Genomic DNA, 15,536 nt, shown 5'->3' with positions numbered 1-15,536 from the left:
TTCCTCCGCTATCTTCTTGTGCGCCGGCCGATCAGCAGGATCAGGGGAATCGCCATCGCCGAGCAGGCCGTGTAGAGGCCGAAGGCGTTGATATAGCCGATCATCGCGGCCTGCCGGCTGATTTCCTTCGACAGTTTCGCAAGGCCCGACACTGTCTCGTAGTCCCAGCCACCCGTTACGAACGGCAATGCCAGCGCCTTGTTGTAGGGGTTTACCAGTTCGACCATGCGGCTGTAGTTGGTGCTGGTGGCGCGGACGATCTCGGCGACACAGATCGAGATAAAGAAACTGGAGCCGATGTTTCGCAGCAGGTGATAGACCGCCGTGCCCTCGGCCAGGTTGGCCGCGCTCATGTTCGAGAAAGTGACGAGCGTGAGCGGCACCCAGATCACGCCGACGGCGATGCCCTGCAGCATGCTGTTCAGCATCAGCGTATGCATGTCGACGTTGAGGTCGATCGCCATCAGCCAGACGCCCGAGAGGGTCTGGAGCGTGAAGCCAGCGATCAGGCCGATACGCGGATCCATGCGGCCGATGAAGATCGCGAGGAAGAAGCCGATGGTCGCGCCGACGCCACGCGCAGCGATGACCTCGCCGATCAGCGCGTCGGGGAATCCGGCATGCTGTTGTAGCAGGGGCGGCAACAGCACCATCGGCGTGAAGTTCAGCATGCCGTAAATCAGCACCAGCACGAGCCCGATCGCATATTTGCGGTCGAGCAGGAGCTTCAGGTTCAGGAACGGCCGCTCGGCGGTGAGGCTGTGGGCGAGGAAGATCCAGAAGGAGATCACGGCGATGAAGGCCTCGATCTGGATCTCGCCCGACTCGAACCAGTCGAGCCGCTGGCCGCGCGACAGAACGAGCTGCACGCAGGCAATGGCGACCGAGAGCGAGAGGAACCCCGTCCAGTCGAGGCTGGTGCGTCCCGTCGGCCGGTCGTAGGGCAGGGTGAGGCGCAGGCCGACGAAGGAAATCAGGCCGACCGGCACGATCATGTAGAAGGCCCAGCGCCAACTATAGAGTTCCGACAGCATGCTGCCGACGGTCGGGCCGATCACCGGTCCGATGACGACGGCCATGCCGAAGATCGACGTGACCAGCCCCTGCTGCCGCTTGGGGAAAGTGTCGAGCAGGATGGTCTGCGACAGCGGGATCACCGGAGCGCCCAGCGCGCCCTGCAGCACGCGCCACAGGATCAGCGTCTCCAGCGAATCGGCCAGGCCGCACATCAACGTTGTGAGGGTGAAGGCCAGCACCGACCAGATCATGGTCTCGCGCCGACCGAAGCGTGCCGCCAGCCAGCCGGTCATCGGTGTGGCGACGGCGGTGGCGAGGATGTTGAAGGTCATCGCCCAGGCGATCTCGTCCTGGGTGGCCGACATGGTGCCCTGCATCTGGGGCAGCAGGGTCGAGGCGATCAGCAGCGTGGTGGCGTAGAGGGTCGAGCCCAGGACGACCATGACGAGAATCAGGATGCGCTTGCCGAGGGAGGTTTCGTCCTCCCCGGCAACCGGCGGTACGGCGTCGGCGGTGGGCGCGCTTGAACTCATGGCCTGGGCTATTGTAGCCTAGGCAACAATCTCGAGCGAGCACCCTTGGGCCCAGACGACGACGAATATATCGGCTACGTGCTCTCGGACGTTGCGCGTCTGATCCGCACTGTGTTCGACCGCCGCGTGCGCGACATCGGCCTCACCCGTGCGCAGTGGTTGGTGCTCACCCGTCTCTATCGCCGCCCCGGCGCAAGCCAGACCGAGCTGGCCGACATGCTCGAAATCGATCGCGCCAGCGCCGGCCGCATGATCGACCGCATGCAGAAGAATGGCTGGGTGGAGCGTCGCGCCGACAATGGTGACCGCAGGGTCAACCGCCTGCACCTGACCGACGACGCAAGGCGCGCGCACAAGGACATGTGGGCGATCGCCGAGGCCACGGTCGACGACGCACTGGCGCCGCTCTCCGCCGCCGAGCGCGACCAGTTCACGCGACTGGCGGCGCGGGTTAAGGGCCAGCTCCAGTCGATGGCGGGAGCGCACGGATCATGAGCCGCCGGCCGGTTCCCGTCCTGCGCTTGGCGCTGTTGTTCGTGGTTCCGCTGATCGCGGTCGGCGGAGCGGGCTGGTGGTGGCTGTCGGGCGGTCGCTACGTTTCGACCGACAACGCCTACGTGAAGGCCCACATCGTCCAGATCGCACCCGAAGTCTCTGGCCAGGTCCGCCGCGTCCTGACGAAGGATCATGCGACCGTGCAAGCCGGCGAGCCGCTGCTCACGATCGAATCGCGGCCGTTCCGGCTGGCGCTCGACAGCGCAGAGGCAGAACTCGATTCGGCACGGACCAATGTCGAGACGCTGCGCGGCGTCTGGCGCGAAGCCGTCGCGGAATTGGCCGATGCGGAGGCGCGTGCCGTCTATTTCCAGCGCCAGGCGCAGCGGCAGGAGGAACTTGCCGTGAAGGGCGTGGCGTCCGCGAGCAAGCGCGACGAATCGCAGAACGATGCGCGCGCCGCCGCCGATCGCGTCTCGACAGCGCGCGAGAAGCTGCAGCGCGTACTGACGGCATTGAACGGCGACCCGCAGCTTCCGGCCGATTCCCATCCCATGGTTCGCGAGAAGATCGCGGCACGGGAGCGGGCGGCCCTCGATCTCGCGCGCACGACGGTCCGCGCACCGGTCGACGGCGTGGTCGTGAACATGCGCCTGCAGCAGGGCGAGCAGATCAGGGCGTCGACGGCGCTCTTCTCGCTGGTGGTGCTGAGCCGGCCCTGGGTCGAGGCGAACTACAAGGAAACCGAACTGACCCACGTGAAGGTCGGTCAGAAGGCGACCGTGGTGCTGGACACCTACCCCGATGAAGTCTGGGAGGCGCTGGTCGAGAGCGTGAGCCCGGCGACGGGTGCGGAGTTCGCGATCCTGCCGCCGCAGAATGCCAGCGGGAACTGGGTGAAGGTCGTTCAGCGGCTGCCGGTGAAGCTACGGCTGTTGCCTCATGTCGGCGAATCGCCGCTGCGCGCGGGCATGACGGCCACAGTCAAGATCGACACTGGCCGCCAGCGCGAGGTCACGAGTCTGCTGGGCAGCACGAAGGACGTGCCGCAGCCCCCGGCGCCGGCAACCCCGCCGCACGACGTCACGGCGCAGTCGAAGTAGCGAACCTCAGCCGCAGGCCAGCGAGTAGATGTGCTGGACCTCGCCCGGCAGCGGCATGGCCTGCCAGGTCTTGCCTGCGTCGCGGGTGCCGAAGACTTCGCCATCGTAGCGGGCGCCGATATAGACCTGTGCCGCATCGGTGGGGTGCAGGCCGATCGACATGATGGTGCCGTGCACCTGGACTTTGTCGAAACGCTTCCAGCTCTCGCCGCCATCCTCGCTGCGATAGAGGCCACCGTCCTTGCTGGCGGCGGCAATGGAGAGGGCGGAATAGAGCGTGTTGGATTCGACTGGCGAGACGCGGATGTCGCGGCCGTAGGTGGTGGGCGAGAAACGGCCGACTTCCATGTCTTTCCAGGTCCGGCCCTGGTCGCCGCTGCGGAACAGGCCCATGCGCACGGCAAGCCACAGCCCGTCCGGATCGGCTGGATTGATGGTCACGGCATGGCCGTCGAGCATGCCTTCGGCGGTCGTGTCGCTCACGATCTTGCTCTTGAGATGCTCCTGCTCGGCAAGCTTCAGGAGGCCCGCGCTGCAGTCGCTCCAGGTCTGGCCGAGATCGATGCTGCGCATGACGCCGTTGATCTCGAGCGCGGCATAAATCTCGTCGTGACGCTTGGGGTGCTGGACCAGTCGCATCACGCGTGACGCGAAGGGGCCCTTGCAATGCGTATCGATCTTCGGCGTCGGCAAGTGCTGCCACGAGGCGCCACCATCGTCGCTGCGATAGACGTCGATCGGCGAGGCGCCGGCGAAGATACGATTGGGATCGCGAGAATCGACCATGAAGGACCAGACTTCCTTCTTGGCGTCGGGGAAGGCGGTCCGGCGGAAGGTGGCGCCGCGGTCGGTGCTGCGCCACACACCGTCATTGGTGCCGGCGAAAACCGTCTCCGGATTCTGCGGATGGACGAAGACGGTGAAGGCCTGGACGGCGCCCAGCACATGCTGCCAGTCGCCGCCTGCGGTGCCGCGGCGGAAGATGCCGACGCGGCCGGTGTGGTCAGGTTTTCCGAAGTAGCCGGCGACGCCGACATAGATGTTCGACTGCTCGGCCATGACGAAACTCCTCGCTCAGTTCTTCTTCACCAGCGGGCACTCGCTGTCGGCCAGGGGGCGGAACGCCTCTTCGCCGGAGATCGTCGCGAGCAGCTTGTAGTAGTCCCACGGGCCCTTCGATTCGGAAGGCTTCTTCACTTCGAAGAGATACATGTTGTGCATCTTGCGGCCGTCCTGGCGGATGTAGCTCGGGCCGAAGATGGGATCGTCCCACTTGGCGGCCTTCATTGCGGCCATCACCTTGTCGGGATCGTCGGTGCCGGTCGACTTGACTGCATTCAGGTAGGCAAGCGTCGCCGAGTAGAAGCCGGCCTGCACGCTGGTCGGCATCTTGCCGTTGAAGCGGGCGGCGAAGCGCTTGGCGAAGGCGCGCGTCCGGTCGTTGAGGTCCCAGTAGAACGCCTCGGTCAGGTTCAGGCCTTGCGCGCGCTCGAGACCCAGCGAATGGATGTCGGAGATGAAGACCAGCAGGCCCGCGAGCTTCTGGCCACCCTTGACGATGCCGAACTCGGACGCCTGCTTGATCGAGTTGATCGTGTCACCGCCGGCATTGGCGAGACCGATGATCTGCGCCTTCGAGCCCTGCGCCTGCAACAGGAACGACGAGAAGTCGTTGGTGTTGATCGGGTGCTTGACGCCGCCGACCACGGTGCCGCCCGCGGCCTTCACCACGGCGGAGACGTCGCGCTCCAGCGCATAGCCGAAGGCATAGTCGGCGGTGAGGAAGAACCAGGTCTTGCCGCCGGCCTTCACGACCGCGGAGCCGGTGCCGTTGGCCAGCGCTGCCGTGTCGTAGACCCAATGGATCGAATAGGGATTGCAGAGCTTGCCGGTCAGGTCCGACGAGGCCGGATCGGGTGCGATGAAGATCTTCTTCTTGTCGCCGGCGACGCGGGCGCCCGCGATCGACGAGGAGGAGGCGCCAGCGCCCATGACCATGTCGACCTTCTCGGCATCGTACCAGCGACCGATGGTGGAGGCCGCGACGTCCGCCTTGTTCTGGATGTCGCCGGACACGAACTCGATCTTCTGGCCGAGCACGGTGCCACCGAAATCCTCGATCGCCATTTGAGCGGCGATCACGGCGCCCGGTCCGTTGATGTCGGCATAGAGGCTCGACATGTCAGTGGCGACGCCGATCTTGAGCGTATTGTCGGAAAGCTGGGCGGCAGCGGGCAGGGCCCAGGCCGCAAGGCAGAATGCGGCCGTGCCAAACAGGTTACGTCTCATCGTTTCTCTCCCTAGGCTTTGTTATTGAGCGAAGCCTAGCAAGCTGCTGGCACGCCGCAAAGCCGGAGGAGACACCCGATGATCGAGAAAATTCTGGACATCCCAACCAAGGATGGGGCCATGGAAACCTTCATCTGCCATCCGGAGCGGGGCGGTCCGTACCCGCCGGTCCTGATGCTGATGGACGCGCCGGGTATCCGTGAGGAGCTCTACGACATGGCCCGGCGGCTGGCGACGGTCGGCTACTACGTGATGCTGCCTCACCTCTATTACCGTGCCGGCAAGGATGCGAAGTACGGGCCGGACGTGCTGAAGCACGGCAGCGACGAGCACAAGCGCATGCGGTCGGTCCGCACCAAGATGACCATCCCGCCGGTCATGGACGACGTGGCGGCGATGATCGCCTTTGCCGATACGCAGAAGGAAGCGAAGAAGGGGCCAGTCGGCACCCACGGCTACTGCATGAGCGGGCCTTATTCACTGGCAGCAGCCGCGCGCTATCCCGATCGGATCGCGGCGGCGGCCTCTTTCTACGGCACCTGGCTGGTGAGCGACGCGGTCGAAAGTCCGCACCTGACGCTCGGCAAGGCCAAGGGCGAGCTCTACATTTCCTGCGCCGAGCACGACGAGCTGGCGCCGCCCGACATGGTCAGGGAACTCAAGGCCCTGTTCGATAAATCTGGCGCGAAGGGTGAGCTGGAGATCCAGCCGACCGTGCATCATGGCTTCGCCTTCCCGCAGCGGTGGTGCTACGACAAGCCAGCGGCCGAGCGACACTGGGAGCGCCTCATCGCCCTCTACCGTCGGAACCTCGGCTGACAATAAACAAGGGGCTTCTCGATGGACGGACAGACACTGACCCAGGTGGAGATCGATCAGCGCGTCTTCGATCTCTATGACGAGTATTGCCATGGCGGCATGGATCGCCGGACCTTCCTGGCGCGTGCCGCCGCGGTGACGGTGGGCGGGCTGGCGATGGCCCAGGCGCTGTTGCCGCGCTACGTGCAGGCGCAGACGATCTCGTTCACCGACGACCGCATCAAGGCCACCTACGTGACTTACCCGTCGCCGGGCGGCACCTCGGGCACGATGCGCGGTTATCTGGTGCAGCCGAAGGGCAACGGTCCGTTCCCGGTGGTGCTGGTGGTCCACGAGAACCGTGGCCTCAATCCCTATATCGAGGATGTCGCGCGGCGCGCGGCGACCGAGGGGTTCCTGGCGCTGGCGCCGGACGGGCTGTTCCCGGTCGGCGGATATCCCGGCAACGACGATGACGGCCGCACGCTGCAGGCCAAGCTCGACCAGGCCAAGCTGCGCACCGACATGGTGAACAGCGCGCGCTTCCTGAAGACCCATGCGCTGTCGACGGGCAAGCTCGGCGTCACCGGCTTTTGCTGGGGCGGCGGCGCGACCAACTTCCTGGCGGCGACCCTCGGCGCGGAGATGAACGCCGGTGTGCCGTTCTATGGTCCGGCGGCGGAGACCGCCTCGGTGCCGAACATGAAGGCACCGCTGATGGTGCAGTACGCCGAGAGCGACGAGCGCATCAATGCGATGTGGCCGGCCTACGAGGCGGCACTGAAGGCCAATGGCGTGCCCTACGAGATGTTCATCTATCCCGGCACGCAGCACGGCTTTCACAACAATTCGACGCCGCGCTACAACGAGGCCCAGGCCAAGATCGCCTGGGACCGCACGATCGCGTTCTTCAAAAAGAACCTGGCCTGACACTCCTGTCATCTCGACCGGAGCGCCCCTCGAATACCTCGGGGTAAACTCCGCGCGGAGCGGAGAGATCTTCTCTCCGCCATTTATCAGCTTTTGGTGGAGAGAAGGTCTCTCCACTCCGCACCTTCGGTGCTCCGGTCGAGACGACGGCTTTCTGTATCCAGCGTCTACTTCGGCGCGCCGTTTGTCGGCTTGAACTTCTGCACCCGGTTCGCGTTGTCGACTTCGCCGGTATAGACGTTGCCCTTCGAATCGACGGCGATCGTGTGCACCCAGTGGAACTGACCGGCGTAGCGGCCCGAGCGGCCGACCGTGCCGACGACCTTGCCGTCGGCCCGGTTCAGGATGCGCATCAGGTTGTTCTCGCCGTCGATGTTCAGCAGATAGGTCTGGCTGGCGTCCGGCCAGAAGTTCAGATCCCAGACCGCGCCGTTGCCAAGCGTGCTCTTGTCGTAGAACCATTCGGTGACGAAGGTGCCGTCCTTCTTGAACACCTGAATACGGTTGTTGGTGCGGTCGCAGACATAGACCATGCCGTCCTTCGACACCTTGGCGCAGTGCACGGGATTGCCGAACTGCTGTGACACGGCCGCCGCCGGATCGTACTTGGGCGTCTTGTCGTCGTTCGGCTTGTTACCGTAGGCGCCCCAATGGCGCTTGTAGGCGCCGCTGTCGGCATCGAACACGATGACGCGGCGATTGCCGTAGCCGTCGGCGACATAGACCTCGTTGGCCGCTTCATCGACCTGGATGTCGGCCGGCTTGCCGAGCAGGCTCGTGTCGTTGCTGCCGCCGGAGGGGCCGAGCTTGCCGATGGCCAGCACCAGCTTGCCGTCCTTGGTGTACTTGAAAAGCGCGCTGTCTATGTCGGCATTGCCGCTCAGCCAGACGAAGCCCTTGCGGTCGACATAGAGCCCGTGCTCGCGACCGACCCAGGGATTGTTGGCGGGGCCACCCCAACCCTGGATGAAGTTGCCCTCGGCGTCGAACTCCATGACCGAAGGAGCGGGGATGCAGCAGCTATTGCGCGGCGGCTTCAGCGAGGCGCCTTTCTCGTCTTCGGTGAGGGAGCGGGGGCGCTGCAGGATCCAGACATGATCCTGCGAATCGACGGCCACGCTCGCCACTTGGCCGAACAGCCAGTTGTTGGGCAGAGGCTTCGGCCAAAACGGATCGACCTGGAACTGGGGCACCGTCTGGGCGCCGGCCGATGAAGTGAACGCGAACGCCATCAGGGCGCCGAGCGCCCAGTGTACAAGTCTCATCGTTTCCTCCTGCGGCTCTCAGGCCGCTCTTGCCGGCTTGGGCTTGCTTGCCTGCCATTCGTCCAGCTTGCCGCGTGCCCGGTTCTGCGCCGGGTCCATCGCCGATTCCTGTCCCGGCACCCTGGCCGCGAGTTCGATCACGTAGCCGTTGGGATCGCGAAAGTAGATCGACCGGATGAAATGATGGTCGGAGATGCCGCGCACCTCGCGGCCATCCGCCTTGCCCCTGGCGAACATGCGTTCGAGATGGTCGGGCTCGACCTCGAGGGCGATGTGGAGGTCGAAGTCGTGCTGGTCCTTGAACGCGAACGGCATGTCCGGCGCCTCGAAGAAGGCGAGGCAGGAGCCATCATCGAGCCGGTAGAAGGTGTGCAGCACGCCGCCGCCGGTCGTGCGGCCGGTCTTGGTCTGCTCGATCTTGAGCGTGTGCACGAGCGGAAGGCCGAGGAAGTCCTCGTAGAACTTCCTCGTCTCCTCGGAGTCGCGGCAGCGGTAAGCGTTGTGGTGCAGACCCTTGATCATCGAAACCTCCGACCAGATCGCGGGTCCCAGCCTAGCGCTGTCCTAGCGGTCGATCCAGACGTCCTCGAAACGCCAGTGGTTGTAGATCGTGTTGACGGCGAGGTTCAGGCCCTTGACCTCGGGCCGCCAGCAGGTCGCGCCCCAGTCGTGCTGGATGACGGGGCGGGCGCCGTCCTCCTGTAGCTTCTTGTCGATCTCCCAGACCAGCTTCTTGCGCGCCTGGATGTCCATCATACGCGATTGCTGCTCGAACAGCTTCTCGATCTCGGGGCTGCAATAGTTGGTGTAGTTGCGCTCCGAGCCGCAGCTGAAGGTTTCGTAGAAGACCACGTCGGGATCGTCGATGCCGACGCCCTGGACGTTCATGCCGACGGTGAAGTCCTTGCGGGCCATGCGATTGTACCAGACCGACGTATCCAGCGGCTCGAGCTCACCCTGGATGTACACCTGCTTCAGATGGTCGATCAGGATGACGGCCTGATCGCGATAGGACGGGATGTTGCGGGTGGAAACCTTGATCTTGAGCGGCTTCTCGGCGCTATAGCCAAGCTCGCTCATGATCTTGCGGCCCTCGGCGCGCGCCTTCTCGTGGTCGGCGCCATAGCCCGGAACGGTGGCCAGGAAATCGGGCGGCATGCCCCAGAGACCTTCGGGTGGCGGCAGCATCGAGCCGCCCTGCCGGTTGGTCCCCTGGCCGATGATGTGCGTGAAGGAATCGCGATCGAGCGATAGCACCATGGCCTTGCGGATGAGGGGATTGTCGAACGGCGGCTTGTCGCGATTGACCAGCAGGTTAGCCTGGGTGTTGGTCGGCAGCATCTCGCAGACCGCCCACGGCGCCTGCAGCATCAGATCCTTCAAGGCGGGAGCGGCGATCTCTGCCGTGAAGGTAAGGTCGATCTTGCCGGCGACGAAGGCCAGCGCCGAGGTGGCGCGGTTGGGAATGATCGAGAACTCGATGGCGTCGAGATGAGGCCTGCCCGGCTTCCAGTAATCCTGGTTCTTGGCGAGCTTGATGCCCTCGTTCTGCTTCAGCTCGACGAACTTGAACGGGCCCGTGCCGATCGGCTTGGTGCGCATCTGCTGCGTCGAGACATGGCACGGATAGACCGGGGAAAAGGCGCCGGCCAGCATGGTGAGCAGCGAAGGTTGCGGCCGGCCGAGGTGGAAGGTGACCTCGCGGTCGCCGTTCACCGTGATTTCCTTCAGGTTGAAGTACCAGGGCTTGCGCGGATTCTTGCGCAGCTTGGACTCCGGGGCGATCAGCATGTCCCATGTGCACTTCACGTCGGCGCTGGTGAAGGGCTTGCCGTCATGCCACTTCACGCCGTCGCGCAGCTGGAAGGTGAGCTTGGTATCGCCGTCGCTCCACTTCCACGAAGTGGCAAGATCGGGAACGATGTGGTCGGGCGCGTTCTGCTTGGACTTGGGATCGAAGACCACGAGGTTGTTGTAGACCGACATGAAGGGCATGACGGTCGAGATCGTCGCTTCCTCATGGATCGAAGCGCTGGGCGGGTTGTCGCGATGGGTGACGCGCAGCGTGCCGCCGGCTTTCTGGGCAAATGCGCCAGCACCGGTAACGGCGATCAGCGCGCAGGCCACGAGCGGTGCAACGAGGGCTCGCATCATCAATTGTTTCCTCCGATTGTTGGCATGACGCTACCACTGCAAGTCCGCGAGGGTTAGGCTTAAGCCATGAAAATCCTAAGTTTGCTTGTCGGAATGGTCTTCGCTCTTCCTGCCGTCGCGCAGGATTATCCGAGCAAGCCGATCCGCATCATCACAGCATTCGGAGCGGGCACCGCGACCGACATCGCAGCGCGAACGATCGGCCAGGACATCGCTGTGCAGACCGGCCAGACGGTCGTTATCGAGAACAAGCCCGGCGCGGAAGGGCAGATCGCGGCCCAGTCCGCGGCAGCGGCGGCACCCGACGGCTACACGCTTTTCTTCACGACGCAGACGACGCAGGCGATCAACCCGCACGTCTACAAGGCGCTCGCCTATGACCCGGTGAAAAGTTTTGCGCCGATCGCGGGTGTCACGCTGGGCGCGCAGATCGTGATGGTGCGCAACGATCTGCCGGCGAAGAACATCCAGGAACTCATCGCTCTCGCGAGGGCGCAGCCCGGCAAGCTGAGCTTCGGCAGCGGCAACGGGTCGAGCCGCGGCGGCGCCGAGCTGTTCCGCATCATGACCAAGACCGACATTCTGGGCGTGCCCTACAAGACCCAGCCGCAGGCGATCACCGACCTGATGGGCGATCGCATCGACATCATCTTCTCCGACTTCACCGTCGGCCTGCCGCCGGTCCTCGACGGTCGCGCACGCGGATTGGCGGTCACCAGCAAGCAGCGCATTCCGGGCCTCGAACAGTTCCCCACCGTGATGGAGAGCGGCGTTCCGGGCTTCGAGATGTGGGCGTGGACCGCAATGTATGCGCCTGCCGGCACACCTCAGCCGATCATCGACAAATTGAACGCGCTGGTGCGTCAGGCTGCCAAGTCGACGCCCTATCTCAACCTGCTAAAGGCAAACTACGGTGTCTCGTTCGTCGGCTCCCCCGAGGAGCTCGCGGCCTTCCAGGCGACCGAGACCAAGAAGTGGGCCGAGATCGTGTCGATCGCCGGAATGAAGGAACCCTAGAGAGGGTTGGCTGTCGTCCTGAGCGCAGCGAAGGACCTGACGGATCGACCAAGGCACTCCGTATCCAGCGTGAAATCCTTCGCTCCGCTCAGGATGACGTGAGGGGCTAAAATTAAATTTTCGTGGCCGGCCGGCGGGCGGCAACGATCTGCCAGATCGCGGCGGCAAGGACGCAGGCCGCGACGGCGAAGAAGGCCATTCGGTAGCTGACCATCGAGGCGATCAGCGCGAAGATCGGCGGACCAAACACCGCGCCCGAGAAGGCGAGGGCGGTCTGTACCGCCGCGACGGGCGCGGCCTCGCCCGGCGGCGAGAGGTGAGCGAATTCGGCCTGCGATGTTCCGTTCCAGCTGATGACGACCGCGCCATAGCCCACGACCACCAGGGTGATCAGCCAGAAGGGTGTGTCGGAGCCCAGCATGCCGATGGCGACACAGCCGACGGTCATGCCGACACCGGTCCATCCCAGCAGCGCCATTCGCGGGAAGCGGTCGCCTGCGCCGCCACTCAACAGGCGCACGCCGGTGCCCACGAGCTGCGAGGCCGTCAGCAGCGCTCCGGCCTCGGCGATCGACAGATGGCAATGCTCGTAGAGGTATGTGACGAGGTAGAACGTGAAAGTGTGCTGGGCCACGACGTAGATGAAGGCCGACCAGCCCAGCACCCGGAGCTGCGCGTGCCCCAGGACGAAGCGGATCGACGTCCAGATACTCTTGGTCGGCCCGCTTGCCGTCGCCGTCACATCGAGGCTGGGGCGCAGCGGCTCGACGATGAGGGCCGCCAGCAGGGCTGCACCGGCCGCCACGAGGCTGGCGCCCCGCCAGCCGATTTCTGACAGCAGGAATGGGAAGATAATGCCCGCCAGCCCGAAGCCGATCGGCACGCCGGTCTGCTTCAGCGAGAAGACCATGCCGAAATATTCACGAGGCACGCGCTGCGACAGGACGTGCGCCGAGGCGGGGTTGATCGGCCCCTGGGCGGCACCGATGAAGATGACGGCGGCCACGGTCGCTACGACGGCTGCCATGGCGTTGAAGGCGAGGCCGATCGCGGCCATGAGCAGGGCGACCTGGCAAACCCGGACGGCGCCCAGCCGCACGATCGGCGCCGCCGCCGCGAGCGCCATGCTGGCCGCGACGGCATAGATGATCGCCGTGAAGATGCCGACCAGCTTGGGATCGATCGCGAGGTCGCGGGCGACCTCGGGCATCATCACGCTGAGCGATATCACCGAAAGCGAGATCATCACCTGGATGGCCAGCATGCTGGCCACCGGGACGATCACGCGTTTCATGGCGGCGGCCTACAGGCCGTAGAGGTCCGCCTTGTTGAGGATGGTGTTGCGCAGGATGCGGATCGAGGCGACGTCGACCATGATGCCGTCGACGTTGATCGCGCCCAGGCCAGCAGCCTCGGCCTCGGCATAGGCCTTTTCGAGCTTGCGGGCGCGGGCGATGTCCTCGGGCTTCGGCGAGTAGATTTCCAGAGCATGGTCGATCTGCGAGGGGTGGATCGCCCACTTGCCGACGCAGCCCAGGATCATCGAGCGCTTGCACTCCTCGCGATAGGCGTCCGGGTTCTTGAAGTCGGCGAACGGGCCGTCGACCGGATCGATGCCGGCGGCGCGGCAGGCCATCACCAGCCGGAAGCGGGCATAGTGCCAGACGTCGCCGGGATAGGCGTCGGCGGCGCCGATGTTGCGGTTCGTCACGCCCATCGAGGCCGAGAAGTCGCCCATGCCGAACACCAGGCATTCCAGGCGCGGCGTGCAGGCGGCGATCTCGTCGACGTTCTGCATGCCCTCGACTTCCTCGATCAGCGCCTCGAGGCCGATCTTGCGCTTCATCTTCAGCTTCTTCTCGATCTGATGCAGCAGCTTGTCGGCGAACAGCACGTCGGCCGCCGTCTGCACCTTGGTCATCATGATCGTGTCGAGATGGTCGCCCGCGCCCTCGACGATCTCGATGATGTCCTCGTAGGCGTACTCGGTCGTCAGGTCGTTGATGCGCACGCAGCGCGTCTTGCCCGTCCAGTTCAGCTCCTTGAGGCCCTGGATGATCTTCTTGCGGGCGTCACGCTTCTGGCTGGGCGCCACGGCGTCCTCGAGGTCGAGAAAGACGTGATCGGCCTTCGACTCGGAGGCCTTCTGGATCATCTTCTCGCTCGAACCGGGCGTCGAGAGCTGGACGCGGCGGGCGCGCTTGGGGCGGTCGGTCATCTTGTTCTCCTTAAGCTACGATCTTGTCGGCGCGCAGCCGGGCGATGTCGCCCGCGCCGAGTCCGATGGTCTTCAGATAATCGTCGGTATGTTCGCCCAGCAGCGGCGCGCGATGGCGCACCTTGCCGGGCGTCTCGGTCATCTTCACGGCCACGCCCGCGATCTGGACCTCGTGGTCGAGACCGGGATGCGGCACCCAGGGCAGCATCTCGCGCGCCTTGAAGTGCGGATCGGCCACGATGTCGCGCACGTTGTAGACGGGTGAGAACGGCACCTTGCCGCCGAAATGCGCCAGCAGCTCCTGCTTGGTGCGCTGGCGGGTGAAGTCCGAGACGGTGGCAATCAGCACGTCCTGGTTGGCGCGGCGATCCTGCACGGTGATGAACCGGGGATCGGTCGCGAAGTCGGGCTTGTCGATCAGCCGGCACAGGATCGGAAAGTGCGCGTCGGCGTGCGCCGCGATCGTCACGAAGCCGTCCTTCGCGGGGAACATGCCGAAGGGGCAAAGCAGGGGGTGATGGTTGCCCTCGGGATGCGGCAGGGTCTGCGCATAGGAATGTTGGTGCATGATGCGCTCGCAGACCGCGAGGATCGCGTCGACCATGCCGACGTCGACGAACTGGCCCTTGCCCGTCTTGTGGGCGCGGAAGATCGCCGAGACGATGCCGAAGGCGCAGGTGATGGCCGGCACGATGTCGCCGACCCCCGGGCCGACCTTCATCGGCGTGTCCTTGTCCGGGCCGGTGATGGCCATGATGCCGCCCATCGCCTGGCTGATCACGTCGTAGGCCGGGAAGTCCGAATAGGGGCTCTTGCCGGTGCGCGCGTCGCCGAAGCCGCGGATCGTGGCGTAGACCAGCTTCGGATTGCGGGCGTGCAGGGTCTCGTAGCTGAGGCCGAGGCGATCCATGACGCCGCCGCGGTAGTTCTCGACGACCGCATCGGCATTGTCGCAGAGCTTCAGGACGAGCTCGCGGCCGGCTTCCGTCTTGAGGTCGATGGCGATCGACTTTTTGTTGCGGTTCACCGAGGCGAAGTAGCCACCGAAGGCCTTGAGCTTGTCGTCGACGTGATAGGGCCCGATGATGCGCGTGTGATCGCCGTCGAGCGGTTCGACCTTGATCACCTCCGCGCCCTGGTCAGCCAGCAGCATCGTGCAGTAGGGGCCGGCCAGCATCTGCGTTAGGTCGACGATCCTCACGCCATCGAGTGCACCAAGAACCTCGGTGCCGCTCACTTGTCTCCCCAGTGACTGCGTCGCTTGATCAGGACGGTGCGCTCACCCTCGAAGATGTGCTTGTCGTCCTGGTTCACGCCGTAGTGCTTGAAGCGGACGATGCCGGCGTCGGCCTGCTTGCCGTCCGTCTTCTCCAGCACCTCGGTGTAGCAATAGAGCGTGTCGCCGTGATGGAGCGGGCCCTTCAGGCGAATCTTGTCCATGCCGAGTTCCATCAGCGCGTTCTCCGCCGTGTCCTCGGCGGCGAGGCCGATGCACATGGAGATGGTGACGCCGCCGAAACCCAGGCGCTTGCCGTAGGGCATCGACTGGGTGAGGTGCTCGTTGAAGTGGGCCTCGGCTGTGTTCATGGTCACGTTGGTGATCCAGACCTGCTCCATCGGCTCGACGGTCTTGCCGCGGGCATGCTTCATCACGTCGCCGACGACAAAGTCCTCGAAGTAATTGTGCTTGCCGGTGAGTGCGGAGACTTTCATCAGT

15 protein-coding genes are annotated in these 15,536 nt (G+C 64.7%); 5 read left to right on the top strand and 10 right to left on the bottom strand.

Annotated elements, in window-relative coordinates; all coding sequences use genetic code 11:
* Window positions 1–8: 8 nt before the first annotated feature.
* Window positions 9–1,550: a DHA2 family efflux MFS transporter permease subunit gene (locus AC1RP5_RS12070; protein WP_493110881.1), complete on the bottom strand. Its 1,542-nt coding sequence runs from the start codon at window positions 1,548–1,550 to the stop codon at window positions 9–11.
* A gap of 45 nt (window positions 1,551–1,595) precedes the next feature.
* Here AC1RP5_RS12070 and AC1RP5_RS12065 point away from each other — a divergent pair, with 45 nt between their 5' ends.
* Both AC1RP5_RS12065 and AC1RP5_RS12060 read left to right on the top strand, forming a co-directional pair.
* On the top strand, window positions 1,596–2,045 hold the full coding sequence (locus AC1RP5_RS12065) for a MarR family winged helix-turn-helix transcriptional regulator (RefSeq protein WP_493110880.1): 450 nt from the start codon (window positions 1,596–1,598) through the stop codon (window positions 2,043–2,045).
* Window positions 2,042–3,148 (top strand): HlyD family secretion protein, encoded by a 1,107-nt coding sequence (locus AC1RP5_RS12060; protein ID WP_493110879.1) that lies wholly within the window; start codon window positions 2,042–2,044, stop codon window positions 3,146–3,148. The genes AC1RP5_RS12065 and AC1RP5_RS12060 overlap by 4 nt, the downstream gene beginning before the upstream one ends.
* A 6-nt stretch (window positions 3,149–3,154) precedes the next feature.
* Here AC1RP5_RS12060 and AC1RP5_RS12055 read toward each other — a convergent pair whose 3' ends face one another.
* Together AC1RP5_RS12055 and AC1RP5_RS12050 are read right to left on the bottom strand one after the other, a co-directional pair.
* Window positions 3,155–4,207, bottom strand: coding sequence for a WD40/YVTN/BNR-like repeat-containing protein (locus AC1RP5_RS12055; protein WP_493110878.1), 1,053 nt, complete (start codon window positions 4,205–4,207; stop codon window positions 3,155–3,157).
* 15 nt (window positions 4,208–4,222) lie between these two features.
* Window positions 4,223–5,437 carry an ABC transporter substrate-binding protein gene (locus tag AC1RP5_RS12050; RefSeq protein ID WP_493110877.1) on the bottom strand — a complete coding sequence of 405 codons (1,215 nt, stop codon included), beginning with the start codon at window positions 5,435–5,437 and terminating at the stop codon, window positions 4,223–4,225.
* Window positions 5,438–5,515: 78 nt separating this feature from the next.
* On the opposite strand from AC1RP5_RS12050, the gene AC1RP5_RS12045 reads away from it, so the two are divergent.
* Window positions 5,516–6,256, top strand: coding sequence for a dienelactone hydrolase family protein (locus tag AC1RP5_RS12045; RefSeq protein WP_493110876.1), 741 nt, complete (start codon window positions 5,516–5,518; stop codon window positions 6,254–6,256).
* 21 nt (window positions 6,257–6,277) lie between these two features.
* A complete protein-coding gene (locus AC1RP5_RS12040; protein WP_493110875.1) occupies window positions 6,278–7,165 on the top strand; it encodes a dienelactone hydrolase family protein in 888 nt (295 codons plus the stop codon).
* Window positions 7,166–7,332: 167 nt separating this feature from the next.
* Here the strand turns inward: AC1RP5_RS12040 and AC1RP5_RS12035 are convergent, their stop codons facing one another.
* Genes AC1RP5_RS12035 through AC1RP5_RS12025 form a run of 3 tightly spaced genes read right to left on the bottom strand, consistent with a single transcriptional unit; the run spans window position 7,333 to window position 10,584 of the window.
* Window positions 7,333–8,430, bottom strand: a complete 1,098-nt coding sequence (locus AC1RP5_RS12035) for an NHL repeat-containing protein (protein WP_493110874.1) — start codon at window positions 8,428–8,430, stop codon at window positions 7,333–7,335.
* A gap of 18 nt (window positions 8,431–8,448) precedes the next feature.
* Entirely contained in the window at window positions 8,449–8,952 is a 504-nt protein-coding gene (locus tag AC1RP5_RS12030) for a VOC family protein (protein WP_493110873.1), read from the bottom strand.
* Between the two features lie 42 nt (window positions 8,953–8,994).
* Complete coding sequence (locus AC1RP5_RS12025) at window positions 8,995–10,584, bottom strand: ABC transporter substrate-binding protein (protein WP_493110872.1); 1,590 nt, start codon at window positions 10,582–10,584, stop codon at window positions 8,995–8,997.
* Window positions 10,585–10,650: 66 nt separating this feature from the next.
* Between AC1RP5_RS12025 and AC1RP5_RS12020 the strand changes: the two genes are divergently transcribed.
* Complete coding sequence (locus tag AC1RP5_RS12020; protein ID WP_493110871.1) at window positions 10,651–11,601, top strand: Bug family tripartite tricarboxylate transporter substrate binding protein; 951 nt, start codon at window positions 10,651–10,653, stop codon at window positions 11,599–11,601.
* Window positions 11,602–11,713: 112 nt separating this feature from the next.
* Here AC1RP5_RS12020 and AC1RP5_RS12015 read toward each other — a convergent pair whose 3' ends face one another.
* The 4 genes from AC1RP5_RS12015 to AC1RP5_RS12000 are packed head-to-tail and all read right to left on the bottom strand — an operon-like array spanning window position 11,714 to window position 15,532.
* Entirely contained in the window at window positions 11,714–12,895 is a 1,182-nt protein-coding gene (locus AC1RP5_RS12015; RefSeq protein WP_493110870.1) for an MFS transporter, read from the bottom strand.
* 9 nt (window positions 12,896–12,904) lie between these two features.
* Window positions 12,905–13,819 (bottom strand): HpcH/HpaI aldolase/citrate lyase family protein, encoded by a 915-nt coding sequence (locus AC1RP5_RS12010; protein ID WP_493110869.1) that lies wholly within the window; start codon window positions 13,817–13,819, stop codon window positions 12,905–12,907.
* 10 nt (window positions 13,820–13,829) lie between these two features.
* Complete coding sequence (locus tag AC1RP5_RS12005; RefSeq protein WP_493110868.1) at window positions 13,830–15,056, bottom strand: CaiB/BaiF CoA transferase family protein; 1,227 nt, start codon at window positions 15,054–15,056, stop codon at window positions 13,830–13,832.
* Complete coding sequence (locus AC1RP5_RS12000) at window positions 15,053–15,532, bottom strand: MaoC family dehydratase (RefSeq protein WP_493110867.1); 480 nt, start codon at window positions 15,530–15,532, stop codon at window positions 15,053–15,055. The genes AC1RP5_RS12005 and AC1RP5_RS12000 overlap by 4 nt, the downstream gene beginning before the upstream one ends.
* Window positions 15,533–15,536: the final 4 nt, after the last annotated feature.

Source organism: Reyranella sp. GW821-FHT12G01, assembly GCF_058806575.1.
This window is presented reverse-complemented; position numbering and strand designations above follow the sequence as displayed.

What these genes read in the sequence shown, in the direction of transcription:
- AC1RP5_RS12070 (WP_493110881.1), bottom strand. Translation starts at nt 1,550, where the DNA reads ATGAGTTCAAGCGCGCCCACCGCCGACGCCGTACCGCCGGTTGCCGGG.
- AC1RP5_RS12060 (WP_493110879.1), top strand. Translation starts at nt 2,042, where the DNA reads ATGAGCCGCCGGCCGGTTCCCGTCCTGCGCTTGGCGCTGTTGTTCGTG.
- AC1RP5_RS12055 (WP_493110878.1), bottom strand. Translation starts at nt 4,207, where the DNA reads ATGGCCGAGCAGTCGAACATCTATGTCGGCGTCGCCGGCTACTTCGGA.
- AC1RP5_RS12050 (WP_493110877.1), bottom strand. Translation starts at nt 5,437, where the DNA reads ATGAGACGTAACCTGTTTGGCACGGCCGCATTCTGCCTTGCGGCCTGG.
- AC1RP5_RS12045 (WP_493110876.1), top strand. Translation starts at nt 5,516, where the DNA reads ATGATCGAGAAAATTCTGGACATCCCAACCAAGGATGGGGCCATGGAA.
- AC1RP5_RS12040 (WP_493110875.1), top strand. Translation starts at nt 6,278, where the DNA reads ATGGACGGACAGACACTGACCCAGGTGGAGATCGATCAGCGCGTCTTC.
- AC1RP5_RS12035 (WP_493110874.1), bottom strand. Translation starts at nt 8,430, where the DNA reads ATGAGACTTGTACACTGGGCGCTCGGCGCCCTGATGGCGTTCGCGTTC.
- AC1RP5_RS12030 (WP_493110873.1), bottom strand. Translation starts at nt 8,952, where the DNA reads ATGATCAAGGGTCTGCACCACAACGCTTACCGCTGCCGCGACTCCGAG.
- AC1RP5_RS12025 (WP_493110872.1), bottom strand. Translation starts at nt 10,584, where the DNA reads ATGATGCGAGCCCTCGTTGCACCGCTCGTGGCCTGCGCGCTGATCGCC.
- AC1RP5_RS12020 (WP_493110871.1), top strand. Translation starts at nt 10,651, where the DNA reads ATGAAAATCCTAAGTTTGCTTGTCGGAATGGTCTTCGCTCTTCCTGCC.
- AC1RP5_RS12015 (WP_493110870.1), bottom strand. Translation starts at nt 12,895, where the DNA reads ATGAAACGCGTGATCGTCCCGGTGGCCAGCATGCTGGCCATCCAGGTG.
- AC1RP5_RS12010 (WP_493110869.1), bottom strand. Translation starts at nt 13,819, where the DNA reads ATGACCGACCGCCCCAAGCGCGCCCGCCGCGTCCAGCTCTCGACGCCC.
- AC1RP5_RS12000 (WP_493110867.1), bottom strand. Translation starts at nt 15,532, where the DNA reads ATGAAAGTCTCCGCACTCACCGGCAAGCACAATTACTTCGAGGACTTT.